25 protein-coding genes are annotated in these 23140 nt (G+C 67.4%); 17 read left to right on the forward strand and 8 right to left on the reverse strand.

Going from position 1 to position 23140, the window contains the following annotated elements:
- Positions 1 to 92: 92 nt before the first annotated feature.
- Genes obgE through MYK68_RS08335 form a run of 4 tightly spaced genes read left to right on the forward strand, consistent with a single transcriptional unit; the run spans position 93 to position 5037 of the window.
- Entirely contained in the window at positions 93 to 1580 is a 1488-nt protein-coding gene (gene obgE, locus MYK68_RS08320) for a GTPase ObgE (RefSeq protein WP_247867453.1), read from the forward strand.
- Entirely contained in the window at positions 1577 to 2692 is a 1116-nt protein-coding gene (gene proB / locus MYK68_RS08325) for a glutamate 5-kinase (protein WP_247867454.1), read from the forward strand. Before obgE ends, proB begins: the two co-directional genes overlap by 4 nt.
- Positions 2692 to 3231 carry a sugar O-acetyltransferase gene (locus tag MYK68_RS08330; protein ID WP_247867455.1) on the forward strand — a complete coding sequence of 180 codons (540 nt, stop codon included), beginning with the start codon at positions 2692 to 2694 and terminating at the stop codon, positions 3229 to 3231. Before proB ends, MYK68_RS08330 begins: the two co-directional genes overlap by 1 nt.
- 51 nt (positions 3232 to 3282) lie before the next feature.
- Complete coding sequence (locus MYK68_RS08335) at positions 3283 to 5037, forward strand: acyl-CoA dehydrogenase family protein (protein ID WP_247867456.1); 1755 nt, start codon at positions 3283 to 3285, stop codon at positions 5035 to 5037.
- A gap of 7 nt (positions 5038 to 5044) precedes the next feature.
- Here MYK68_RS08335 and MYK68_RS08340 read toward each other — a convergent pair whose 3' ends face one another.
- The 4 genes from MYK68_RS08340 to MYK68_RS08355 are packed head-to-tail and all read right to left on the reverse strand — an operon-like array spanning position 5045 to position 7950.
- Entirely contained in the window at positions 5045 to 5926 is an 882-nt protein-coding gene (locus MYK68_RS08340; protein WP_247867457.1) for a Sir2 family NAD-dependent protein deacetylase, read from the reverse strand.
- Between the two features lie 52 nt (positions 5927 to 5978).
- Positions 5979 to 6833 carry a phosphotransferase gene (locus tag MYK68_RS08345; protein WP_247867458.1) on the reverse strand — a complete coding sequence of 285 codons (855 nt, stop codon included), beginning with the start codon at positions 6831 to 6833 and terminating at the stop codon, positions 5979 to 5981.
- Entirely contained in the window at positions 6815 to 7774 is a 960-nt protein-coding gene (locus tag MYK68_RS08350; protein WP_247867459.1) for an MvdC/MvdD family ATP grasp protein, read from the reverse strand. The genes MYK68_RS08345 and MYK68_RS08350 overlap by 19 nt, the downstream gene beginning before the upstream one ends.
- 26 nt (positions 7775 to 7800) lie before the next feature.
- Complete coding sequence (locus tag MYK68_RS08355) at positions 7801 to 7950, reverse strand: hypothetical protein (RefSeq protein WP_247867460.1); 150 nt, start codon at positions 7948 to 7950, stop codon at positions 7801 to 7803.
- A gap of 272 nt (positions 7951 to 8222) precedes the next feature.
- Between MYK68_RS08355 and MYK68_RS08360 the strand changes: the two genes are divergently transcribed.
- From MYK68_RS08360 to grpE, 3 genes are all read left to right on the forward strand, one after another.
- Entirely contained in the window at positions 8223 to 9341 is a 1119-nt protein-coding gene (locus tag MYK68_RS08360; protein WP_247867461.1) for a DnaJ domain-containing protein, read from the forward strand.
- Positions 9342 to 9360: 19 nt separating this feature from the next.
- Positions 9361 to 10866 carry an Hsp70 family protein gene (locus MYK68_RS08365; protein WP_247867462.1) on the forward strand — a complete coding sequence of 502 codons (1506 nt, stop codon included), beginning with the start codon at positions 9361 to 9363 and terminating at the stop codon, positions 10864 to 10866.
- A 257-nt stretch (positions 10867 to 11123) separates the two neighbouring features.
- Positions 11124 to 11639 (forward strand): nucleotide exchange factor GrpE, encoded by a 516-nt coding sequence (gene grpE / locus MYK68_RS08370; RefSeq protein ID WP_247867463.1) that lies wholly within the window; start codon positions 11124 to 11126, stop codon positions 11637 to 11639.
- Positions 11640 to 11784: 145 nt separating this feature from the next.
- Here grpE and MYK68_RS08375 read toward each other — a convergent pair whose 3' ends face one another.
- A complete protein-coding gene (locus tag MYK68_RS08375) occupies positions 11785 to 12006 on the reverse strand; it encodes a hypothetical protein (protein WP_247867464.1) in 222 nt (73 codons plus the stop codon).
- Positions 12007 to 12636: 630 nt separating this feature from the next.
- On the opposite strand from MYK68_RS08375, the gene MYK68_RS08380 reads away from it, so the two are divergent.
- The 4 genes from MYK68_RS08380 to MYK68_RS08395 all read left to right on the forward strand — a co-directional run bounded on the left by MYK68_RS08380 (position 12637) and on the right by MYK68_RS08395 (position 15967).
- Positions 12637 to 13941 (forward strand): ISL3 family transposase, encoded by a 1305-nt coding sequence (locus tag MYK68_RS08380; RefSeq protein WP_247865749.1) that lies wholly within the window; start codon positions 12637 to 12639, stop codon positions 13939 to 13941.
- 66 nt (positions 13942 to 14007) lie between these two features.
- Positions 14008 to 14274: an Hsp70 family protein gene (locus MYK68_RS08385; protein WP_247867465.1), complete on the forward strand. Its 267-nt coding sequence runs from the start codon at positions 14008 to 14010 to the stop codon at positions 14272 to 14274.
- 39 nt (positions 14275 to 14313) lie between these two features.
- Complete coding sequence (locus tag MYK68_RS08390; protein WP_247867466.1) at positions 14314 to 14571, forward strand: Hsp70 family protein; 258 nt, start codon at positions 14314 to 14316, stop codon at positions 14569 to 14571.
- Positions 14572 to 14653: 82 nt separating this feature from the next.
- Entirely contained in the window at positions 14654 to 15967 is a 1314-nt protein-coding gene (locus MYK68_RS08395) for an ISL3 family transposase (RefSeq protein ID WP_247864711.1), read from the forward strand.
- Between the two features lie 533 nt (positions 15968 to 16500).
- Here the strand turns inward: MYK68_RS08395 and MYK68_RS08400 are convergent.
- Genes MYK68_RS08400 through ectA form a run of 3 tightly spaced genes read right to left on the reverse strand, consistent with a single transcriptional unit; the run spans position 16501 to position 18733 of the window.
- A complete protein-coding gene (locus tag MYK68_RS08400; RefSeq protein WP_247867467.1) occupies positions 16501 to 16905 on the reverse strand; it encodes an ectoine synthase in 405 nt (134 codons plus the stop codon).
- Complete coding sequence (ectB, locus tag MYK68_RS08405; RefSeq protein ID WP_247867468.1) at positions 16902 to 18197, reverse strand: diaminobutyrate--2-oxoglutarate transaminase; 1296 nt, start codon at positions 18195 to 18197, stop codon at positions 16902 to 16904. Before ectB ends, MYK68_RS08400 begins: the two co-directional genes overlap by 4 nt.
- Positions 18198 to 18205: 8 nt before the next feature.
- A complete protein-coding gene (ectA, locus tag MYK68_RS08410) occupies positions 18206 to 18733 on the reverse strand; it encodes a diaminobutyrate acetyltransferase (protein WP_247867978.1) in 528 nt (175 codons plus the stop codon).
- 188 nt (positions 18734 to 18921) lie between these two features.
- Between ectA and rsmD the strand changes: the two genes are divergently transcribed.
- From rsmD to mutM, 6 genes are all read left to right on the forward strand, one after another.
- On the forward strand, positions 18922 to 19473 hold the full coding sequence (rsmD, locus tag MYK68_RS08415) for a 16S rRNA (guanine(966)-N(2))-methyltransferase RsmD (protein WP_247867469.1): 552 nt from the start codon (positions 18922 to 18924) through the stop codon (positions 19471 to 19473).
- Between the two features lie 20 nt (positions 19474 to 19493).
- Positions 19494 to 19982: a pantetheine-phosphate adenylyltransferase gene (gene coaD / locus MYK68_RS08420; RefSeq protein ID WP_247867470.1), complete on the forward strand. Its 489-nt coding sequence runs from the start codon at positions 19494 to 19496 to the stop codon at positions 19980 to 19982.
- 118 nt (positions 19983 to 20100) lie between these two features.
- Positions 20101 to 20895, forward strand: coding sequence for a DivIVA domain-containing protein (locus MYK68_RS08425; protein ID WP_247867471.1), 795 nt, complete (start codon positions 20101 to 20103; stop codon positions 20893 to 20895).
- 105 nt (positions 20896 to 21000) lie between these two features.
- Positions 21001 to 21507, forward strand: a complete 507-nt coding sequence (locus MYK68_RS08430; RefSeq protein ID WP_247867979.1) for a YceD family protein — start codon at positions 21001 to 21003, stop codon at positions 21505 to 21507.
- Positions 21504 to 22244: a ribonuclease III gene (gene rnc / locus MYK68_RS08435; RefSeq protein WP_247867472.1), complete on the forward strand. Its 741-nt coding sequence runs from the start codon at positions 21504 to 21506 to the stop codon at positions 22242 to 22244. The genes MYK68_RS08430 and rnc overlap by 4 nt, the downstream gene beginning before the upstream one ends.
- On the forward strand, positions 22237 to 23106 hold the full coding sequence (gene mutM / locus MYK68_RS08440; RefSeq protein ID WP_247867473.1) for a bifunctional DNA-formamidopyrimidine glycosylase/DNA-(apurinic or apyrimidinic site) lyase: 870 nt from the start codon (positions 22237 to 22239) through the stop codon (positions 23104 to 23106). The genes rnc and mutM overlap by 8 nt, the downstream gene beginning before the upstream one ends.
- Positions 23107 to 23140 lie beyond the last annotated feature (34 nt).

A 23140-nucleotide genomic window follows, 5' to 3' on the forward strand; every position in this document is an offset into this window, starting at 1 on the left:
CTACGCCGACAGGGCGGGGCAGGGTTTGAAGAATCCCTGACCCGCCCTGTCGTCGTTTTTCTCAACCCGAAGTCCTGAAGGAGGCACACGTCATGTCGCGTTTCGTCGACCGCGTGACCATCGACGCCCACGCCGGTAACGGCGGCCACGGGTGTACCTCCGTGCACCGCGAGAAGTTCAAGCCGCTCGGCGGCCCGGACGGCGGCAACGGCGGCAACGGCGGCGACGTCACGCTCGTGGTGGACCCGCAGGTGCACACGCTCCTGGACTTCCACTTCCGGCCGCACGCCAAGGCCGGCAACGGCAAGCCCGGTGAGGGCGGTAACCGCAGCGGCGCCAACGGCGAGTCGCTGGTGCTCAGGGTGCCCGACGGGACCGTGGTGCTCGACACCGACGGCACCCTGCTGGCCGATCTGGTGGGCGAGGGGACCGAGTTCGTCGCCGCCCACGGCGGCCGGGGCGGCCTCGGCAACGCGGCGCTCGCCTCGAAGGCCCGCAAGGCGCCCGGGTTCGCGCTGCTCGGCGAGCCGGGCGAGGACCGCGAACTGGTCCTGGAGCTCAAGTCGGTCGCCGACGTGGGCCTGGTGGGCTTCCCCTCGGCCGGCAAGTCGTCCCTGGTGTCGGTGCTCTCGGCGGCCAAGCCCAAGATCGCCGACTACCCGTTCACGACGCTCGCGCCGAACCTCGGCGTGGTGACCGCCGGTGAGGAGACGTTCACGGTCGCCGATGTGCCCGGGCTGATCCCCGGTGCTTCCCAGGGCCGTGGCCTCGGCCTGGACTTCCTGCGGCATCTAGAGCGGTGCGCGGTGCTGGCGCACGTCGTCGACTGCGCGACGCTGGAGCCCGGTCGCGATCCGGTGTCCGACATCGATGCGCTCGAAGCCGAACTCGCCGCCTACCAGCCGGTCCTGGCGGCGGACCAGTCGCTGGGCGACCTCGCGACCCGGCCCCGGATCGTCGTGCTGAACAAGATCGACATCCCCGATGCGGCCGAGCTGGCCGACCTGGTGGAGGCCGAGATCGCCGAACGGGGCTGGCCGGTGTTCCGGGTGTCCGCGGTGACGCATCAGGGCCTGCCGGAACTGAAGTTCGCGCTCGCGAAGCTGGTCGCCGACTATCGGCGCGATCAGGAGAAGCCGGTCGCGCGCCGGGCCGTGCTGCGGCCCAAGGCCGTCGACCGTGCCGAGTTCACCATCGAGAACGACCCGGAGATCGAGGGCGGGTTCATCGTGCGCGGCGAGCGGCCCGAGCGCTGGATCCGGCAGACCCAGTTCGAGAACGACGAGGCCGTCGGCTATCTGGCCGACCGACTCAACCGGCTCGGCGTGGAAGACGCGCTGGTCAAGCGCGGTGCGCGGGCCGGCGCCGCGGTGACGATCGCGGGTATGACCTTCGATTGGGAGCCGTCCGTGCCGATGGCCGAGGAGGTGCCGCTGACCGGTCGCGGCACCGACATCCGGCTGGAGCGCAACGAGCGTATCGGCGCCGCCGACCGCAAGGCCGCCCGGAAGCTGCGCCGCCAGAGCTCCGATGAGGGTGAGGAGAGCCTGGGCTGGACCGCCGACGGAGACGAGAGATGAGTGAGGTGCGCGCCGCCCTCGCCACCGCCCGCAGCATCGTCGTCAAGATCGGTTCGTCGGCCATCACCGACCTGGAGACCGGCCTCGACCGCGCCCGGCTCGACGCGCTGGTCGACGCCCTCGAGGCCCGGATGCGGGAGGGCAGCGACATCGTCGTGGTGTCCTCGGGTGCCGTCGGCGCGGGCATCGCGCCGCTGGGCCTGCGGAAGCGTCCGGCCGATCTGGCGACCAAACAGGCCGCCGCCAGCGTCGGACAGCTGAAGCTGGCGCAGGCGTGGGACTTCTCGTTCGCGCGGTACGGCCGGACCGTCGGGCAGGTGCTGCTCACCGCCGACGACGTCTCCAATCGCGCCCACCACGCGAACGCGCAGCGCACACTCGACAAGCTGCGGGCGCTGCACGCCGTCGCGGTGGTCAACGAGAACGACACCGTCGCCACCAATGAGCTGCGCTTCGGCGACAACGACCGGCTCGGCGCCCTCGTCGCGCACCTCGCGGGTGCGGACGCGCTGGTGCTGCTGTCCGACGTCGACGGGCTGTACACCGGCGACCCGCGGAAGCCGGGGCCGGACGGTGAGCCCGCCCGATTCATCCCGGAGGTCGCCGGACCGGAGGATCTCGACGGGGTGATCGCCGGCTCCGGGGGAGCGCTCGGCACCGGGGGCATGGCGTCCAAGCTCGCCGCCGCCCGGCTCGCCGCCGACTCCGGGGTGCCGGTGCTGCTCGCCGCGGCCTCCGACGCCTCTCGTGCGCTGGCCGATGCCTCGGTGGGCACCGTCTTCGCGGCTCGCCCACGCCGCCTGTCGGCGCGGAAGTTCTGGGTCCGCCATGCCGCGGAGTCGTTGGGGCGCTTGACAATCGACGCGGGCGCCGTGGACGCGGTGGTGGGCCGGCGCCGTTCGCTGCTCGCCGCCGGGATCACCGGGGTCAGCGGCAGTTTCTCCAGCGGCGACGTGGTGGAGCTGGCCGGCCCGGACGGGGTGGTCTGCGCGCGCGGCGTGTCGTCGTACGACGCCGAGGACATCGCTGCGATGGCCGGTAAGTCGGGCGACGACCTCCCCTCCGACCTGCGCCGCCCGGTGATCCACGCCAACGACCTGGTCCGGACCTGATGATTCCGCACACGATCGAGATCCACGGTCCCGAGTTCCGGGCCATGCACGAGCGGGTCATGGAGGTCACCGCGCTGACCTCGCGTCTCAACACGCTGCCGTTCGACGACGAGGCAGGCAAGGCGGCGCTGTTCGCGCAGATCCTCGGGCGCCCGCTGCCCGGCGATGTGACGATCTATCCGCCGTTCTTCACCGACGACGGCCGGAACATCACCTTCGGCGGCCGGGTGTTCCTCAACCAGAACTGCACGCTCCTCGACAACGCCGGGATCACCCTGGGCCACCGGACGATGATCGGCCCCGGGGTCACGTTCATCACCAGCGGGCATCCGGTCGATCCGGCCGACCGGAAGCTGTATCTGACCGGTGCGCCGATCGTGCTCGAGGAGAACGTGTGGGTCGGGGCGGGCGCGACCATCCTGCCCGGCGTCACGATCGGGCAGGATTCGGTGATCGCCGCCGGGGCCGTCGTCGCCGACGACGTGCCACCGCGGACGCTGGTCGCCGGGCCGAAGGCGGGCGCCGTCCGCACATGGTGAGCACTGCCGGGTCCTCCTGACTCGTCGGTAGGCATGACCTAGTGTTGACGCATGACCGGAGCTCTACTGAATCCCGCGACCGCCGACTACGCGCACTTCGACCCGGAGACCCGCAGGCTGCTGCGGGCGACCATCGACTTCTTCGAGTCGTACGGCAAGGAGCGTCTCCTGCGGGCCGATCGGGACGCGGAGTGGGTCGCCGACTTCTTGGAGTTCCAGAAGCGCGAGAAGCTGTTCGCCACCTTCCTGACCCCGGCCGCCTACTCCGGCGGCGATCCGAACCGGCGCTGGGACGCCGCTCGCAACGCCGCGCTCAGCGAGATCTTCGGTTTCTACGGGCTCGCGTACTGGTACGCCGAGCAGGTGACCATCCTCGGACTCGGACCGATCTGGATGTCGGACAACGAGATCGCGAAGACCAAGGCCGCGCGGCAACTGCTCGACGGCGAGGTGATGGCCTTCGGCCTGTCCGAGCGTGAGCACGGCGCCGACGTGTACAGCACCGACATGATCCTCACCCCGGTGGGAGCAGGTGACACCGGGGCGAGCGAAGCGACGGGCGGGGAAGCGGGCTTCACCGCTTCGGGCACCAAGTACTACATCGGCAACGGCAACGTCGCCGGCATGGTGTCGGTGTTCGGCCGCCGCGCCGACATCGAGGGGCCGGACGGTTACGTGTTCTTCGCCGTCGACAGCCGGCACCCGGCGTACCGCCTGATCGACAACGTGGTCCACGGCCAGATGTATGTCTCCACCTTCGAGCTGGTCGACTATCCGATCGGTCCCGACGACATCCTGCACACCGGTAAGGAGGCCTTCGCGGCCGCCCTGAACACGGTGAACGTCGGCAAGTTCAACCTGTGCCACGGCTCGATCGGCATGTGTGAGCACTCGTTGTACGAGGCGATCACCCACGCCAACAACCGGATCCTGTACGGCAACCCGGTGACCGTCTTCTCGCACGTGCAGGGCAACTTCGTCGACGCTTTCGCCCGCCTGACCGCCATGAAGCTGTTCAGCGACCGTGCCGTCGACTACTTCCGGAGCGCGAGCCTGGACGACCGTCGTTACCTGCTGTTCAATCCGGTCACCAAGTCGAAGGTCACGTCCGAGGGCGAGAAGGTGATGACCTTGCTGCTCGACGTCGTCGCGGCCAAGGGATACGAGAAGAACACCTACTTCCACGGGGCGAACCGCTACATCGGCTGGCTCCCGCGGCTGGAGGGCACGGTGCACGTGAACGTCGCCCAGATCCTGAAGTTCATGCCGAACTACCTGTTCAACCCGGCCGAGTACCCGGAGATCGGCACTCGGCTGGATGCCGGAGACGAGGAGTTCTTCTTCGCGCAGGGACCGGTCGGCGGCGCGGGCAAGGTGCGGTTCGCCGACTGGCGGCCGGCCTTCCAGGCGCGCGGCGACGTGCCGAACGTCGCGGTGTTCTACGAGCAGGCCGAGGCTCTGCAGAGCCTGCTGATGACGGCGCCGCCGAGCCCCGAGCAGCAGAAGGATCTGGACTTCGTGCTGACCATCGGACACCTGTTCAGCCTCGTCGTCTACGGCCAGCTGATCCTGGAGCAGGCAGCGCTGACCGGCGTCTCCGACGATGTCCTGGACCGGATCTTCGACTTCCAGATCCGGGACTTCTCGGGCTACGCCGTCGACCTGTACGGCAAGCCCACGGCCACGGCGGAGCAGCAGGCGTGGGCGCTGGACGCCGTCGCCCGGCCGGTCGCCGACGCCGCGGTGTTCGACCGCGTGTGGGGCCGGGTCGAGGCGCTCGACGGCGCCTACGTGATGCCCGCCTGACGGGCGCTCACGAGAGCAGTGCGGCCGCCGCGCCGGGGAGGATCACCTCGCAGCGGTGATCGATCTTGAGGGTCGCGAACTCGTCACCGCGAGTGGCGCCGCGGTTGACGATCGCGACGGGCTTGCCGCGGCGCGCCGCGTACCGCACGAACCGCAGGCCGCTCATCACGGTCAGCGAGCTGCCGACCACCACGAGCGCGTCGGCGTCGTCGACCATCGAATACGCCTGCGCGACAGCGGGTTTCGGTACGTTCTCGCCGAAGTAGACGATGTCGGGCTTGAGCGTGCCCCCGCACCGGGCGCAGTCGACGGTGACGAAACTCGCGGTGTCCTCGAGTACCGCGTCCGCGTCCGGTGCCACTTCGATGGCGCCGCGCCCGGATACCTGCTCGCGGAATCCGGGGTTGGCGGCCTCCAGCGCGGCGTCGAGGACGTGCCGGGAGACGCGGTGCCCGCAGTCCAGGCAGATCACCCGCCCGTACGAGCCGTGCAGGTCGAGGACGGTCCGTGAGCCCGCCTTGAGGTGCAGCATGTCGACGTTCTGGGTCAGCACCCCGCTGATCAGGCCTGCGGCCTCGAGCCGGGCGAGCGCCCGATGGGCGTCGTTCGGCTCGGTGGCGTCCATGTGCCGCCAGCCGAGGTGATTGCGCGCCCAGTAGTGCCTGCGGAAATCGGCGGACCCCAGAAACTGCCCGATGGTCATCGGCGTGCGCGGGGGAGCGCCGGGACTGCGATAGTCGGGGATACCCGACGGCGTCGACAGTCCCGCGCCGGTCAGCGCGAGCGTGCGCCGCCCGGCGAGGAACCCGGCCAGCTCCGCGGCGCGCGAGGCCGGATCGCTGTCGGGCACCGTGGGCTCGGCCGGGGTCCAGGACGGTGCCGTGCGCATGACTCGATGGTTCCACATGGTGGTTTCGATTCCGCCGAACGGCGGGGACGTCCTACGTCTCGCGGTGCAGGAGTCTCGTGACCGCGCTGATAAGGCGATCCTGTAGGCGGCCGTTGGATTGCAAGTAGAGGAGCCGCAGAACAAGGAATCCCGCGGTATGCGATGACCCGGAGAACGCCACCTCGGCAAGGTCCGGCCGTCCCATGGACAGCAGACCGAATGTCACTGCGGCCCTATCGATGCCGGCGGGCCCGAGTCTGCACGCCTCCCAATCGAGGAAGCTCACGGAACCATCACCTGACACGAGGATGTTCGACGGATCACTCGACCCGTGGACTCGGACAGGTGGGCGGCTTCCTCGAGGCCCCATCGTTGAGACGAGATCGACGAGCTCATCGAGCCGATGATTCGACACCGATGAGCGCAGCCGACGGTGGACGGCGTTGACGCAGCTGACCGGGTCGGCATTCGGTGCATACAGCGACGCCTGCTCGATCTGGTGCACGGGGGTGGTACTCGAGGTTGAGGTATGCAAGAAGTCCAGCTGGCCGAGGAGGGCGGCGATGTGATGCGCCGACAGATCGGGCACCTGATCGAGCGGCAGCCCGGGCCTGTGCCGCGTCACAAGGAAGTCGACGTCGTTCACCGTGCCGTCCAGTACGAGTTCGGGAACGTTCGCGGTATGTGCCAGGTCACGCAAGGCCTGCGCTTCATTCGTCAGGCAGGCGAATGCTGTCCCGCCGCCCTCGAGCTTGAGCCAGAATTCTCCGGCGGCTGTCGTGATGCGCCAGCTCTGGTGACGCTGCTCTCGCTCATAGGGCCGGACTGCCGTGGATCGGCCGAGGCGCGATTCGACAAGATCCAGGATGGTCGAGGGCGGCGAGGAGTCTATGCCGTCGCGAGCCATTTGGCGATCGTCCGGCCGACCGGAACATTCCCGACTTCTTCAAGCCACGCCCATTGACCAGCGGGGTTGACCTCGAACATCAGCCACGAACCGTCGGGTCGCTGAGCGAGATCGATTGCCGCGTAGACAAGGCCGAGTCGAGCGGTCAGCTGAACGAGTTTCTGTGTGAATTCTGCGGGCAGGTCGACGGCGTAGTGCGGAACCGCATCGAAGTCGTACCGGCGCCAGTCGAGCGAAGTCTGGTCTGATCGTTGCGTGTCGAAAGCGCAACAGACGACGTCTCCCCCGACCACGATGGCGCGTGCCTCACGGGTTTTCTGAACCTTCGGCTGGTAGATCGCAACCGCCGCCGCGAGTGCGGCGTCAGCCACGTTGTCGGGGTCGATTTCGGTCGTGAAGATGGAGAATTGGTCGACGCCATTGGGCACCCTGGATGGTGTCGGAGCGATCAGCTTGGTCACGATTCCGGTATCCCCATGTGCGTGCGCGAATCTGCGGATCTGGCTCGGGACGCTGGAGATCAGCGTGGCAGGGATCGGGATTTCCAGTTCGGCGGCGAGACGGAGCTGCTCCACCTTGGAGCGAGCGATGCGGGAGTCAAGCTTGTTGATCCATTTCGCCTCCGGTCGAATCGAGGCCATGAGGCCGTCGATCAGTGCGAGGTTCTGGTCATGAATGTGCTTCTCGAGCATGAGATCGGATGTCGGAGCGGTGGACCAGCCCGGGTTCACCATGATCCGCCGATTCCATACCGTGGTGACGGACGCCCAGTCCCAATCGGCGAGATCGATCGTGAATTCGGTGGAATCCACGTGGATCGATGGCCGGATCTCAGTCCCGATCAGATCAGTCGTGAGGTCGAGGTGCGGGACATCCCATTCATCGAGGTGCCGGGTGACAAGCGGCAGGTGCGGATCCTCGCTGTGAACGAGGATCAGCACCCGCCGCGACCGAGGTGTGTTCACTTCTAATCGTCGGGTCCATGCTCGGACGCACGTCCGGTCTGGGAGGACACGTTCGACGCGGTGGTGCCGCCCATTGTGACCTCGAAGATCTCGCGTCGGTCGTAGAGGTACGGCCGGTCGATGACTGCAGTCGCAGCCTGAGTAGTGGTCATTGATACTCCTCGTGGGTACGGCGATCGTGGCGACCGCCAGATCATCGAAGCACACTCCGGTGTGCGAAATGGATAATCGCATGTAGGCAATGGCCGTGGAGGATGCCGTGCGGGTATTCATCCAAACGGAGGATAGACACCGCGGGCCCCGACGCTAGTCTTGTACTGCACATTATGGTGTGCGTCTAGCTCTCCGATGCCACCAGTGCGGATCGATCGACCTGGGCCGGCTGCCGGAGACGACTGAACTGAACGGGAGAACAAGCACACCCATGGTCGAAGTCGACTACTACGAGTTGCTCGGGGTCCAGCGCAATGCCGGCGAGGACGAGATCGAGAAGGCCTGCCGTCGAATGCAGAGCCAATGGTCTAAGCGCTCCTCGTCGCCCGATATGGATGTCCGGCATGAGGCGGAGACCAAGATGGCGCGTCTCAAGGAGGCCCGGACCCATCTCCTGTCGGGTCCGGCGGCGCGCGCCGCCTACGACCAGGCGTTGGCCCAGGGCGGGGTGAAGCCGCAGGCGGCGGCCCCGCCGCCCCCGCCGACTCCCGGCGGGCAGGTCGACTGGGTGGCCACGGCCCGTGCCGCGCTCGCCGCGAACGACTATCACGCCGCGGCCTACGCGGCGAAAGAGGCCACCACGCTGCTCGGCGGCAACGCCGAATCGTGGAGTCTGCGGTCACGCGCCAACCTGGGTCTCGGACGGGTGCAGGACGCCCTTTTCGAGGCCCGGCATGCGGTCGAGATCGAGATGAACAATGCGATGTACCACTTCAATCTCGGCAACGTCTACGAGCAGGTCAAGGACTGGATCAACGCGCTGAAGGAGTATCAGGTCGCGACGCAGATCGATCCGCGCAGCTTTGTGTACCCGCTCGCGCAGGGGTCGGTGCTGCAGCAGAACGGCCTGCTCGACGAGGCGATCGACATGTACCGGCGCGTCTTCGCGCAGCATCAGCAGGCGGCCCCCGTGCGCGACTACCTCGCCCGCGCCTTGCTGGAGAAGGCTGAGACCATCCCGCGGGTGCAGTCGCAGACGAGATACGTGATCACCCGTCCCGAGGAGATCGGGCCGATGACGGCGCTGGCGACCGAGGCGCTGCACCTGAGCAACGACCCCGACGTGCAGAAGTCCGCGCACGAGACGCTGATGTACCTGGGCACGCAGAACAACAAGGTATGGAGCCTGCCGACGATGGTCTCCGACGCGCCCTTCATCTGGCTGGGCGGCGTGGTCGGCGCCTTCATCCTCGGAATCCTCGTGATGGGGGCGTCGGTCGGATTCGGCCTGATCCTCGTCTTCGGGTCCCTGGTGGCCGCGGGCTCCATCGCGGCCACCTCGCAGGTACCCCAATGGAAAGCGAACCAGCGGAAGACCGGCTCGGTCTGAAATGAAGAGAGGACACTGAATGTCGAAGGTCATCGGAATCGACCTCGGTACCACCAACTCGGCGGTCGCCATCCTCGGCGACGACGGTCAGCCGGAGATCATCCGAAATGGGGACGGCAACAACACCACGCCGTCGGCGGTGCTCTTCGAAGACGGCGAGGTGGTGGTCGGACTGTCGGCGAAGCGAGCGCTCGTCGAGCAGCCCAACAACGTCGTCACGTACGTCAAGCGGCACATGGGCAACCCGAACTACGTGTTCATGCCGGATGGTTCGGACGACCAGTACGGGGCCGAGGTGATCTCGTCGCTGATCCTGCGCTACCTGGTCGATTCGGCGTCGGAGGTGCTGGGAGAGAAGGTCACCGACGTGGTGATCACGGTGCCCGCGTACTTCGGCGATGCCGAGCGGACGGCGACGCGGCAGGCCGGGGAGATCGCCGGTCTCAACGTGCTGCAGATGATCAACGAGCCGACCGCCGCCGCGCTGAGCTTCGGGATGTCGGGGAGCTTCAGTGGGAAGGTCCTGGTCTACGACCTGGGTGGCGGCACCTTCGATGTGACGCTGATGAACGTGGCGAACAACAACTTCACCGTCATCGGCACCGCGGGTGATCGCAACCTCGGCGGGTTCGACTTCGACAACGAGCTGATCAAGCTCGTTGTCGCGCGCTACAAGGAACTCGGCGGCACCATCGATCCGGACGACGACCGGCAGGCGGCGAACCTGCGCGACCAGGCGGAGACGGCGAAGATCAAGCTGTCCACGGCCGACAAGGCGAAGGTCCGTATCGGCACCACGTCGATCACCATCATGCGCGAGGAGTTCGACAGGGCGGTGGCGGACCTGGTGACCCGGACCCGGTACATCCTCGAGGACGTCATGGAGCAGTCGGGCCTGAGCTACCGGGACGTCGACAAGCTGCTGCTGGTCGGCGGATCGACCAGGATGCGGATCATCCGGGGATCGGTCGAGCAGTGGACCGGCCTGACCGCGGACCTCAAGGTGCACCCGGACGAGGCTGTGGCCCTCGGTGCGGCGCTCGTCGCCGAACTCAAGAGCGCCGCCGAGTCCGGTGTGCCGCCCACGGTGAAGGCGAAGGTCACCGATGTGGTGGCACAGGGCCTCGGTGTCGCCGTGGTCGGCGACGGTGACTCGATGATCAACAGCCTGGTGGTCCATCCGAACACGGCGGTGCCCACGCGGGTCTCGGCGAGTTCGTTCAACACGGTCGGCGCCACTCGCGAGCTCAACTTCCAGGTGACCGAGGGCGACGAGAACGGCGTCGACCTCAAGTACGTGAAAATTCTCGGCGAGTCGTTGCTCACCCTCGACTACGAGTTGCCTGCCCGGGCGCCCCTGGAGGTGGTGTTCGTCCTCAACGAGGATCAGACCGTCGAGGCCGAGCTGCACGACGCGACGAACAACAAGCTGATCGGCAAGATGACCATCGAGCGGGCCGCCAACCTCACGAAGGAGCAGGTGCGGTCGCTCCGCGCGCAGAGCAAGGACCTGGTGGTCCAATGACGGCGGACAGCGAATGGCCGGCGGCGGAGACGAGTGAGCCTGCGTCGGAGTTTCCGGACTACAGCGGCAAGATGACTGACGATCCGGACATGGACCCGGGCTACGCCGGGGCGGAGGCGCGAGGCCGGCACAGCGTGGACGCTGCATTCGACGGACAGTCCGCTGACGGTGCGGGCCCGGGATACCCGTTCGAATACGGAGAGGAGGCGCCCGCTGACCTCGCCGAGACCGCTGACGCGGCGGGCGAGTCCATCTCGATGGCGGCGTTCACCGCTTTCGTGCAACAGATGGACGCTCGGTTCGGGGCGGTTCACGAGGCGCTGACCGCAACGGTGACCGGCCTTGAACAGAATCTCGAGCAGTCGCTCGCGGAGCTTCGCGCCCGCGAAGCGGCGGCCCGGGGGGAGGTCTCGCGCGATCTGCTCCGGCCGCTCGCGCAGCGTTTCGCGATGCTCGTCGATCGGATCGAGCTGGCGATCGACCGGCGTGAGGAGGATCCCTGCGATCCGTGGCTGCTTTCGCAGACCGCCGTCGATGAGGCCCTGGAGATCCTCGAGGAGTTCGGCATCGACGACATCGACGCCGAACCGGGAAGCGAGGTCGACCGGTCGCGCCACCGCGTCGTCAAGATGGGCAACGAGAAGGGCGAGGCCACCGATACATCGCGGATCGTGGAACGCCGCAGGCGCGGTCTGATGGTCGACGGGTATGTCGTTCGGCCGGCCGAGGTGGTAGCCGAGTGGGTGTCTGCGGACTCTGGTGACGAGGACTGACCGTGACCATCAGTGACGCGGAGCTGCGGAAGATCACCGAGCGTGCGTCGCGATCGCTTCCTCGGGGAGTTCCCGCTCGAGCGGGCGGCGAATCTTACCGCGGAACAGGCTGCGGGGAGTCGCCGGTGAGGTGATCGATGACGGCTCAAACGAACGCACACACCTCGGTTTCGATCAAGATGGGGCTGCGTCTCTGGCATTCCGGAAATTCCCGAACGGCAATAGGGAATGCCGCTTGCCCGTGGCTGCCGAGATCTTGGAATATTGTCGTGTCCGTGATTGTCGCCGTAATTTTGAATTCCTGAATGAGCGGCGATTTCTGTTGAATCTTGGTATCGTCATATGCGAATAGCATCATGTTATTCATCGAAGAATGGTCGGGATTACCGAGAGGATTGTCAACAATGGCTGAGACCGGCTCGTCTTCGCGAAGCGGAGACTACACGGAACCGCACAAATGTCGCAGCTGTGGCCGCGCGTTCTGGGCAAAGCGCTCATGGAACCGCACGACGGTGAACTGTCCCCACTGTGGGAGCGGCAACTAGCGATCTGGTTGCCCCGGCAATGGATGGCGGTCGTGCGGAAGCGGATTTCGCACGACCGCCGTTCGCGGCAGTGGGCTAATCAACAAGTCGACAAGTAAGGGGTTGATCGCGATCAACACTGCGTGGCAGATCTATTGCTTTCCCGGGCGCGTTATCGCACATCTTCGCTATCTGTTCCCCGGGCACAAACGGGAAACCTCTGGGCCACGGCCAGACGCAATGAGAGTCCGGTCGCCCACTTCATTTTTGCGACGTTCGTCTGGCTCCTCGTCGTCGTCCTCATTCTCGCGATGCTCGGCTGACGAGGACGCAGTGCCGTGTCGACAATCCGGCTCTTCGAGCTTGAGCGGGCAGTCCTGGTCGGGACTGTGCCGTGTCGTTGACGTGAAAGGCCCCTGACCTTCGTGATTCTGGATGTTGCGAAGCATTCAAGAAGCGAAGGAGCAGGGGCCGTGTCCGAGCTTACGTCGTTGTTGCTGGGTCTGGAAGGTGTGCAGGTCGTCGGGGTGGACATCCTCGCCGATCGCACTCGTGTCGTGGATGTCGTGACCGCCGATCCGCGGGCAGCGTGCTGCCCGGACTGCGGCCACAAGTCACGGTCGGTGAAAGACCGAGCGGTCACCACACCCCGCGATATCGGGTACGGCACCGATCCGATCGTGTTGCGGTGGAACAAGATCCGCTGGCGGTGCCGCAACCCCGAGTGCAAGCGCGCGTCGTTCACCGAGGCCATCGAACAGATCCCGGCCCGCCGGCGCACCACCAGCAGGCTGCGCCGTCAGATCGGGTTGTCGGTCGGCGAGCACGCCCGGTCGGTGGCCGAGGTCGCCGCCGAACACAAGGTGTCGTGGCCGACCGCGCACACCGCGTTCTGCGAGGTCGCCGACGAGGTCCTCGACGCGCCTGAGCCGGTGCGGATGCTGGGGATCGATGAGACCCGCCGAGGCCGGCCCCGCTGGAAACGCAGTTCAGATGGTCGCTGGTACCGGGTCGACCCGTGGGACACCGGCTTCGTCGACCTCGACGGCGTCCAGGGCCTGTTAGGACAGACCACCGGCCGCACCTCGGCCGCGGTCGCCGACTGGCTCAACGCCCAACCCGCGGCGTTCCGGGCTTCGATCACCCATGTGGCGATCGACCCGTGTGCCGCCTACGCCGCCGCGGTTGCCCAGGCATTGCCCGATGCGCAGGTGGTCGTCGATCACTTCCACCTGATCAAACTCGCCAATGACATGGTGACCGCGGTCCGTCGTCGAGTCACCTGGGAACGGCGCGGCCGCCGGGGCCGGGCAGTCGACCCGGAGTGGGCCAACCGTCGGCGCCTGCTCACCGCCCGCGAACGCCTCTCCGAGAAGAACTACAAGAAGATGTGGGATGCGTTGCGCGCCAACGATCCTGGGAACGAGGTCCTGGCCGCCTACATCGTGAAAGAGGAACTGCGTGTGCTGCTGGCGCTCGCCCGCTGCCAGCCCGACCGTCATCGGTTGCGCCATAAGCTGTACCGGTTCTACGACCTATGTGCCGAGGTGAACATGCCCGAGGTCACCAAGCTCGCCTCCACGATCGAGACCTGGTGGGCCGGAATCGCCGCGTTCCTCGACACCGGGATCACCAACGCGCGCACCGAAGGCTACAACCGGCTCGTCAAACAGGTGAAACGCGCCGCGTGCGGGTTCCGGAACCTCGAAAACTCACGACGCCGGATACGCTTCCACTGCACCCGCAAACAGCGGGCCAGCATCCAGACTCACTGCTGAGATTGCCCGGATAAGCTCGAAGAGCCGACAATCCTCGGGATCGACCTGGGTGTACGTAGCGTGGTGATGGCTGTCGTCGGGGAGAACGGCCGGCCGGAGGTCGTCCGGAATCGTGACGGTTCGACGGCGACGCCGGCGGCGGCACTGTTCAAGGACGGCGAGATCCTGGTCGGACTGGAGGCGAAGCGCGCCCTGGCCGTGCAGCCGGAGAACGTGGTGACCGAGGTGAAACGCCGCTTCGCCGATCCCGGGTTCGTCTTCGTCCGGAAACACTCCCACGATCGGTACGGCGCCGATCGGATCTGCGCGCAGATCCTGCGGGATCTTGCGTAATCGGTATCGGAGGCGCTGGGTGAGGCGATAGCCGGCATAGTGCTCACGGTGCCGGGAGATGCGCCCGAATCGCAGCGGGCGGCGATGCGGCGGGCCGCGCGAATGGCGGATCTGAAGGTGGTCCGGATGGTGACCGAGGCGACGGTCATCGGCGCCGGCCTGACGGGCGGTTTCACCGGGACGGTACTCGTGTACGACCTCGGGAGTGGTTGCTTCGTCGCCACCGTGTTGCGTGTGACGCACGACCGGATCACGGGCTCTTCAACTCTGAGAGTGCGTAGGTGGGATCTGGGCTGACCGGGCGTGGGCACAAGATGTAGGCGGGTCCTGGGTGTGAAGATGGAAGTTCCTACACACCCATTTTCACGCCACAGGACCCATGAGCGAGCTTACTGCCGATGTTGCTGACACGATCTGCCGAACCGTCGAGCTGGGGGTGACGATCACCGGCGCCGCTGTCGATGCCCGCGGCCGCACGCACTTGTGGTGCCGGGTGCTGCAGGCCGATCGGCATTGTCCGGGCTGTCAGATCGCCGGCGACCTGCGTGATCACGCCGACCGCGTGCTCACTGATGTGCCGATCAGCGGCCATCCTGTTGTTCTGCATGTCGCGGTGCCCCGGTTCGTGTGCCGTACCAGCGACTGCCCACGAACGATCTTCCGCGGCGGGATCGATCATGTCGCCGCGCCCCGGGCCGTGGTCACCGCCCGGACCACACGCTGGATCCTGCAACGCATCGCGATCGACAAGATGAGCGTGAAAGCGGTGGCCACAGCGCTGGGCCTGGCGTGGAAGACAGTCAACGCGATCGCCGTGAGTGCGGCCCGGGCCCTGGTCTACGACGGCGGCCACCTCGACGGTGTACGGCACCTGGGCGTCGATGAGCACAAGTGGAAACACGTTCGCGGACAAGGAGACCCGAGCTTCGTGACCGTTCTGATCGACTTGACGCCCGTGGTCGAGGGCACCGGCCCGGCTCGGCTGCTGGACATGATCGGCGGCCGGTCAGCGCAGGTCCTCAAAGACTGGATGAACACTCGTGACCAGCGATTCCGCGACCGGATCACAGTCGTGGCCATGGACGGATTCACCGGCTACAAGACCGCCACCAGCCAGGAACTCCCCGCCGCCCGGGTCGTGATGGACCCGTTCCACGTCGTCGCGCTGGCCGGAAACAAGCTCGATCTGTGCCGCCAACGCGTTCAGCAGCAGACATGCGGGCACCGCGGACGCGCCGGTGACCCGTTGTACACGATCCGCCGGATCCTGCACACCCGTACCGGGTTGCTCACCGCCAAGCAGAAGATCCGGTTGTACGAGTCGCTGACCAGCCATGACGCGCACGTCGCGGTCGAGATCACCTACCAGGTGTATCAGCAGCTGATCGCCGCCTACCAGCACCCGCAGCGCCGCGAGGGCAAGAAACTGATGTGGAAGGTCCTCAAACGCATCCAGACCGGACTCCCCGCCGGGCTAGCCGAACTCGCCCAACTCGGGCGAAGTCTCTGGAAACGCCGCGCCGACATCCTGGCCTACTTCGATACCGGAGTCTCCAACGGACCCGTCGAAGCCATCAACGGCCGCCTCGAACACCTCCGCGGAATCGCCCAGGGCTTCCGCAACCTCGACCACTACATCTTGCGATCCCTCCTGCACTCCGGTCAGCTCGCCGAACACATCAACGCACTCTGAAAGGCGAAGAGCCGGATCACGGTGCTCGGCAACGCCGCCGATCACCAGTTGGGAGGCGATGATCTCGACCTCGCCATGCGCCGACTCGCCGATGCCGCGTCGCCACGTTCGGTGAGGTGCGTGATGAACTCAACGACTGGCAGAATGCCATGCTTGCGGACCGGGCAGCCGGCTACCGACCCGGAGCTGATCGCCTCGCTCGGTGCTGCGCTCGCCGGCCGACTGACTGGCCTTACCGAAGTCGATTCGCGACACCAGTGTCGCGCCATTTGTTGCCGCACGGCCGCGATACCCGTGATGCGTCCGCGACTCCCGTCACGATCGCGACATCGGCGGTAGTCGCTTCCTGCCCGGGTGCCGCGGCAGCGATCCGGCTGTCGCTCAGGCCTCGGCCGGCATGTCCTGCCCACACCGCAGCCATCTGGCACGGCGACACCGGAGCCCGGACCCATTGCGCACCCCTGGCCGACGATCGCCGACACCACGCTCAAAGCCATGCCGGCTCCGCTCGGCCGCAATGGGGGAGCCTCCCGTCATGGGGCGCTGACGGTCACCAGTGGGTAGACGCCGTTCTCGTCGTGCACCTCGGTGCCGACGACCGGGGGATTGAACACGCACAGCATCCGCATCGGGCGGCTGGCCTGATCGACGACGACGGTGTGGCGCTCGTGGCCGTCGAGCAGGTACATGGTGCCGGGGCACAGCTTGTACTCGACGTTGGTCTCCCGGTCGATCAGTGTCCCGGTGCCCTCCAGCAGCCATACGGCTTCGACGTGGTTGGCGTAGTGGAAGTTGTTCACCGAGCCCGGCTCGATGGTGGTCTCGTGGAACGAGAAGCCCACCCCGTCGCCGCCCAGGACGATCCGCTTGGAGCGCCAGTGGCCGTCGGCGACGTCGCGCTCGGTGCCGGTGATCTCGGCGGTGGTGCGGACGATCATGCGGTCACTCCCGAGGTGCGGGCCGGGTTCACCCGGGCGACGGCGTCGGCCAGGATCCCCAGGCCGTGGTCGAGGTCGTCCTCGTCGATGGTGAGCGGCGGCAGCAGCTTCACCACCTGATCCTCCGGTCCGGAGGTCTCGGCCAGCAGCCCCGCCTCGTAGGCGAGCGCGCAGACCTCGCCGGCCTGCCCGGGTTCGTCGAACACCAGGCCGCGCACCATGCCGCGGCCGCGGTGCGAGACGCCGTCGTGGGTGGTCGCCAGTTCCTCGAAGACCTCGGCGATCATGGCGCCCTTGCGGTGCACGTCGCGGGTCAGCAGGTCGTCGGACCAGAACTGGTTCAGCGCCGCGGTGGCCGTGACGAAGGCCGGGTTGTTGCCGCGGAACGTGCCGTTGTGCTCGCCGGGCGCCCAGACGTCGAGTTCGGGCTTCATCAGGGTGAGGGCGAGCGGCAGACCGTAGCCGCCGATCGACTTGGACAGGGTGACGATGTCGGGGGTGATGCCGGCGAACTCGAAGGAGAAGAACTCGCCGGTGCGGCCGCAGCCCATCTGGACGTCGTCGACGATCAGCAGGATCTCCCGGTCGTGGCAGAGCTCGGCGAGGGCGCGGAGCCAGGCGGCGCGGGCGACGTTGACGCCACCCTCGCCCTGCACGGTCTCGACGATCACCGCGGCGGGGCGGTTGAGGCCCGAGCCCTGGTCGTCGAGCACGCGCTCGAACCAGCCGAAGTCCTCCACGGTCCCGTCGAAGTAGTTGTCGAACGGCATCGGGGTGGTGTGCACCAGTGGGACGCCGGCACCGGCCCGCTTGGCGGCATTGCCGGTGACCGACAGCGAGCCGAGCGTCATGCCGTGGAAGGCGTTGGTGAAGCTGATGATCGACTCGCGGCCGGTCACCTTGCGGGCCAGCTTGAGGGCCGATTCGACGGCGTTGGTGCCGGTCGGTCCGGGGAACTGGACCTTGTAGTCCAAGCCGCGGGGGGTGAGGATCTTGTCGGCGAAGGTCCGCAGGAATTCGCCCTTCGCGCGGGTCGACATGTCCAGGCCGTGAGTGATTCCGCCGCGCACCAGATAGTCGATCAGCGGTTCCCGCAGCGCGGGATGATTATGCCCGTAGTTCAGGGCTCCGGCACCGGCGAAGAAATCCAGATATTGCTTGCCGTCGACGCTGGTCAGCCACGCGCCTTCGGCGGTGTCGAAGACGGCCGGCCAGTTGCGGCAGTACGAGCGGACTTCGGATTCGTAGGTGGCGAAGGTGGTGTCGTCCAGGTGCTTTTCGATTGTCGTCATCGTTGTCCTTATTCAGGGTGAACGTCCGCCGCCAGGATGTACAGATCCTCTGGTAGATGTGCATCCGGGAAGTCGTGGGCGGCGAACAGGGATTCACGGTGGAATCCCAGGCCCAAAGTCTTCGCGACCGCGGCGAACAGGCGCTGCGAGCCGCGATTGTCCGGGCTGATGGTGGTCTGCATACTCGTCACGCCGTCGGCGCGGCAGCGCTCGAACAGGTCGGTGAGCATGCGCGCGGCGATTCCCCGGCCACGCTGATCGGCGTCGACGGCCACCTGCCAGATCATCAATACATCCGGCCGGCTCGGCTTTCGATAACCGGTCACGAATCCCACTGCGCGGCCCTGATATTCGGCGACGATCGACGTCCCCGAGAAATCGTGGCACCACAGCACGTAGGCATATCCGGAATTGACGTCCAGCACCGCCGAATCGCGGGCGATGGCGTGCAGTCGTATTCCGTCGGCGACCGTCGGCGGCCGATAGGTCATATCGGTGCCGCGGTCCTGTCTTGATTTCGGTTGAGCCGGATCCATGACCATTCCGACGTTATCGAGAAGATCTTCATAAGCAACCGAGCCGGTCGTCAATATCGCCGGATGGCCGGTTGCGTTACTGCTCAGAGGGTGGCTGTGGCATATGTCACAAGCGAACGCCCGGCGGTGGCGGGCACCGACGCGGCCGGGGCCCGGCGTGGTGGGCCGACCACTAGAATCGGGGGACCATGCCCCGAATCATCGCCGGAGAATTCCGTGGCCGCCGCCTCGCCGCGCCCGCCGACTCGACCCGCCCGACGTCCGACCGCGTCCGGGAGGCGATCGCGTCGATGCTCGGCGCCCGGATGGACATCGCGGGCGTCCGCGTCCTCGATCTCTACGCGGGCACCGGTGCGCTGGCGCTCGAGGCGCTGTCCCGCGGCGCCGAGAGCGCCGTCCTGGTCGACGCCGACCGCCGCGCGGCGGCCGTGGCCCGGGAGAACATCGCGGTCTGCGGCGCGCAGTCCCGGGCCCGCGTGGTGCAACGGACCGCGGCGGCCTTCCTCGCCGCGCCCGGCGAGCGCTACGACCTGGTGTTCCTCGACCCGCCGTACGCGCTGAGCTCGGCCGAGGTCGCCGGCGCGCTCGCCGCGTTGCGGGACCACCTCGCGCCGGACGCCTGGGTGGTGCTGGAGCGGGCGAGCCGCAGCGACGACGTCGTCTGGCCCGACGGTCTGGAACCGGTCGCGGCCAAGACCTACGGGGACACCACGGTCACTCTGGGCCGGCCGGAGTACTGACGCCGGTAGGCTCGGCGTCCATGAGTACCGCTGTCTGTCCCGGCTCGTACGACCCGTTCACGCTCGGCCACCGATTCGTGGTGGAGCGGACCGCCGCGCGGTTCGAGCGGGTGATCGTCGCCGTCGTCGTCAATCCGAACAAGCAGGGCATGTTCACCGTCGACGAGCGCATCGAGCTGATCCGCGCCGATTGCGCTGACCTGGCCAACGTCGAGGTCCGCAGCTGGTCGGGTCTGCTGGTCGACCTGGTCCGCGACGAGGACGCGACCACCATCGTCAAGGGCCTGCGCGCCGAGACGGACTTCGCCTACGAGTCGCCGATGGCGCAGATGAACCGCGAACTGTCCGGCGCAGAGACCTTCTTCATGCTGACCGACCCGCGGTACGCGCACGTGTCGAGTTCGCTGGTCAAGGAGGTCGCCAAGCTCGGCGGCGACGCCTCGCCGTACCTGTCGCCGGCGATCCACACCGCCCTGATGGACCGGATCACGGGCGTCCGCCGGGTCTGAGGCGAAACCGCGACACACCCCGCGAGCCTCCCTAGTCACACTTGCACCATTCGGCACAATGGCCTCAGTACTTTCAAACCAGGCCAGTCCTCGGTACTGCGCCGGATAAGGGGTAACCATGTACCGCGTGTTCGAAGCACTGGATGAGCTGATGGCCGTCGTGGAAGAGGCGCGCAGCGTCCCGATGTCGGCGAACTGCGTCGTCCCGCGTGAGGCCGTCCGCGAGATGCTGGACGATCTGCGTAACGCGCTGCCCGAGGAACTCGACGACGCGCAGGACGTGCTCGACGACCGCGACACCCTGCTGCATAACGCCCGCGAGACCGCCGACAACCTGGTGACCACCGCCGAGCGTGACAGCGAGGCCATGGTCAGCCACGCGCGCGCCGAGGCCGACCGGATGCTCGCCGACGCCAAGTCGCGCGCGGACCGCATGGTCGAGGAAGCCACCGCGCACGCGCAGTCGATCAGCGCGGCCGCCGCCGACGACGCCCAGCGTCTGCAGCACAGCGCGCAGCGCGAGTACGACGCGGTGACCGGCCGGGCGCACGCCGAGGCGGCCCGCGCGATCGAGGCCGGCAACGCCAACTACGAGAAGTCCGTCTCCGACGGTATCGCCGAGCAGCAGCGCCTGGTCTCCGAGACCGAGGTCGTCGCGGCGGCCAAGTCGGAGGCCGAGCGCATCGTCGACGCGGCCTACGCCGAGTCCGACCGCTTGCGCGGCGAATGCGACGTCTACGTCGACGAGAAGCTGGCCGGCTTCGAGGAGGTCCTCACCGGCACCCTGCGGTCGGTGAACCGCGGCCGCCAGCAGCTCCGGACCGGCGCCGCCATGCACGACTACGTCGAGTACTCGCACGACGCTCCCGGGTACGGCGGACCGCGTCCGGCGCCGGCCCCGATGGCGGGCTGACCACCCGATCGGCTTCGGGAGGTAAAATCCTTCCTCGTGAGTCGTTTTCCTTCTGAGAGCCCGTTCGTGATCGACGTGCGCAGCCTGCCGCGTCGTCCCGGTTCGATGGTCGAGGTCCACCGGACCTTCGCCGCGCCCGAGCGGATCGGGGCCGAGATGATCGGCATTCCGGCTGGCGGGGAGATCGAATTCGACCTGCGACTGGAGTCCGTCTCCGAGGGCGTCCTGGTGACCGGCACCGTCAGCGCGGCCACCGAAGGTCAGTGCGGGCGCTGCCTGGAACCACTCGGCGATGAGGTCGACGTCTTCCTCACCGAACTGTTCGCCTACCCGGACAGCGCGACCGAGCAGACGACCGACGAGGAGGACGTCGCCCGGCTGATCGACGACGAAGTGGACCTGGAGCAGTTCGTGATCGACCTGGTCGGTACCGAACTGCCGCTGTCGCCGGTCTGCGACGCCGACTGCCCCGGCCTGTGCGTCGAGTGCGGGGTCCGGCTGGCCGACGCCGAGCCCGATCACGGGCACGACATCATCGATCCGCGCTGGGCCGCGCTGGCCGACAAGCTGAAGGGCGACGGCGTGAAGAGCGACGGGGAGGAGCAGGCGTGAGCAAAGCCGACCCGGCCGAGCTCACCGGAGCGCTCGGCGTCACCCTGAGTGACGAGCTGCTGACCCTGGCCCTGACACATCGTTCGTACGCCTACGAACACGGCGGCCTGCCGACCAACGAGCGCCTGGAGTTTCTGGGCGACGCCGTGCTCGGGGTGGTGGTGACCGAGCGCCTCTACCTGGGTTTCCCCGACCGGCCGGAGGGTGAACTGGCGAAGATCCGGGCCAGCGTGGTGAACATGCACGCCTTGGCCGACGTCGCCCGCGATCTGGGGCCCGGCGGGCTCGGCGCGCACCTGTATCTGGGGCGCGGCGAGGAGCTGACCGGCGGCCGTGACAAGGCGTCGATCCTGGCCGACGGGCTGGAGTCGCTGTTCGGTGCGGTATTCCTCGATCATGGGATCGCCGTCGCCAAGGACGTGATCCTGCGGCTGTTCGAGCCGGTGATCTCGCGGTCCGGTGAACTCGGTGCCGGCCTGGACTGGAAGACCTCGCTGCAGGAGCTGACGGCCGCGCGCAGCCTCGGCGTGCCGCACTACCAGATCACCTCGACCGGGCCGGACCACAACAAGGAGTTCACCGCGGAGGCCGTCGTCGGCGGCCGGGCCTGCGGTTCCGGGGTCGGACGGACCAAGAAAGAGGCCGAGCAGAAGGCCGCCGCGCTCGCCTGGAAGGCGCTGAACGACGAGCAGTGCGAGGGCGAACCCGGCGACGGGCCCGGCGGGAAGAGTGCCTGAACTTCCCGAGGTCGAGACCATCCGGATGGGTCTGGCCACCCATCTGACCGGCCGACGCTTCGGCGACGTCGCAGTGCTCCATCCCCGGGCCGCGCGCAGGCATCTGCTGGGTGACGACGACCTGCGAAACAGATTGCGCGGCAAGATGATCCGCAGCGTCGACCGGCGCGGCAAGTATCTGTGGCTGACCGCGGCCGACGCCGCGGACGAGGTGGCCGTCGTCGTGCACCTGGGGATGAGCGGGCAGATGCTGATGGCCGAGTCCGGTGCGCCGGACCCCGTGCACCTGCGAATCCGGGCGGACCTGGACGACGGAAACGAGCTGCGCTTCGTCGACCAGCGGACATTCGGCGGCTGGCACCTGGATGATCTTGTCGATGCCGGCTCTCGGCTGGTCCCGGAGTCGGTGGCGCACATCGCGCCCGACCCCTTCGAGCCGGCCTACGACCCGGACGCGGTGGTCGCCGTGCTACGCCGCAAGGACACCGAGATCAAACGGGCGCTGCTCGACCAGACCGTCGTCGCCGGAATCGGCAACATCTACGCCGACGAGGCGCTCTGGCGCGCACAGGTGCACGGACGCCGTCGTACCCGTGGGCTGAGCAGGGCAAAGCTGCACGAGGTCCTGTTCTTCGCGCGCGAGGTGATGTCCGAGGCGATCTCCGTCGGCGGCACGTCGTTCGACGACCTGTATGTGAACGTGAACGGGGAGTCGGGGTATTTCGAGCGCGCGCTGAACGCGTATGGGCGAGAGGGGGAACCGTGTGCGCGGTGCGGAACGCCGATGGTGCGGGAGTCGTTCATGAACCGGTCGTCGTTCTTCTGCCCGTCGTGCCAGCGCCCGCCGCGCCGACGCGTGTGATTCCGCGGGAGTAGCCGTGGTCGTGCTCCGCGAC

It is taken from the genome of Gordonia sp. PP30, assembly GCF_023100845.1.
In the GTDB taxonomy this organism is placed as follows: domain Bacteria; phylum Actinomycetota; class Actinomycetes; order Mycobacteriales; family Mycobacteriaceae; genus Gordonia.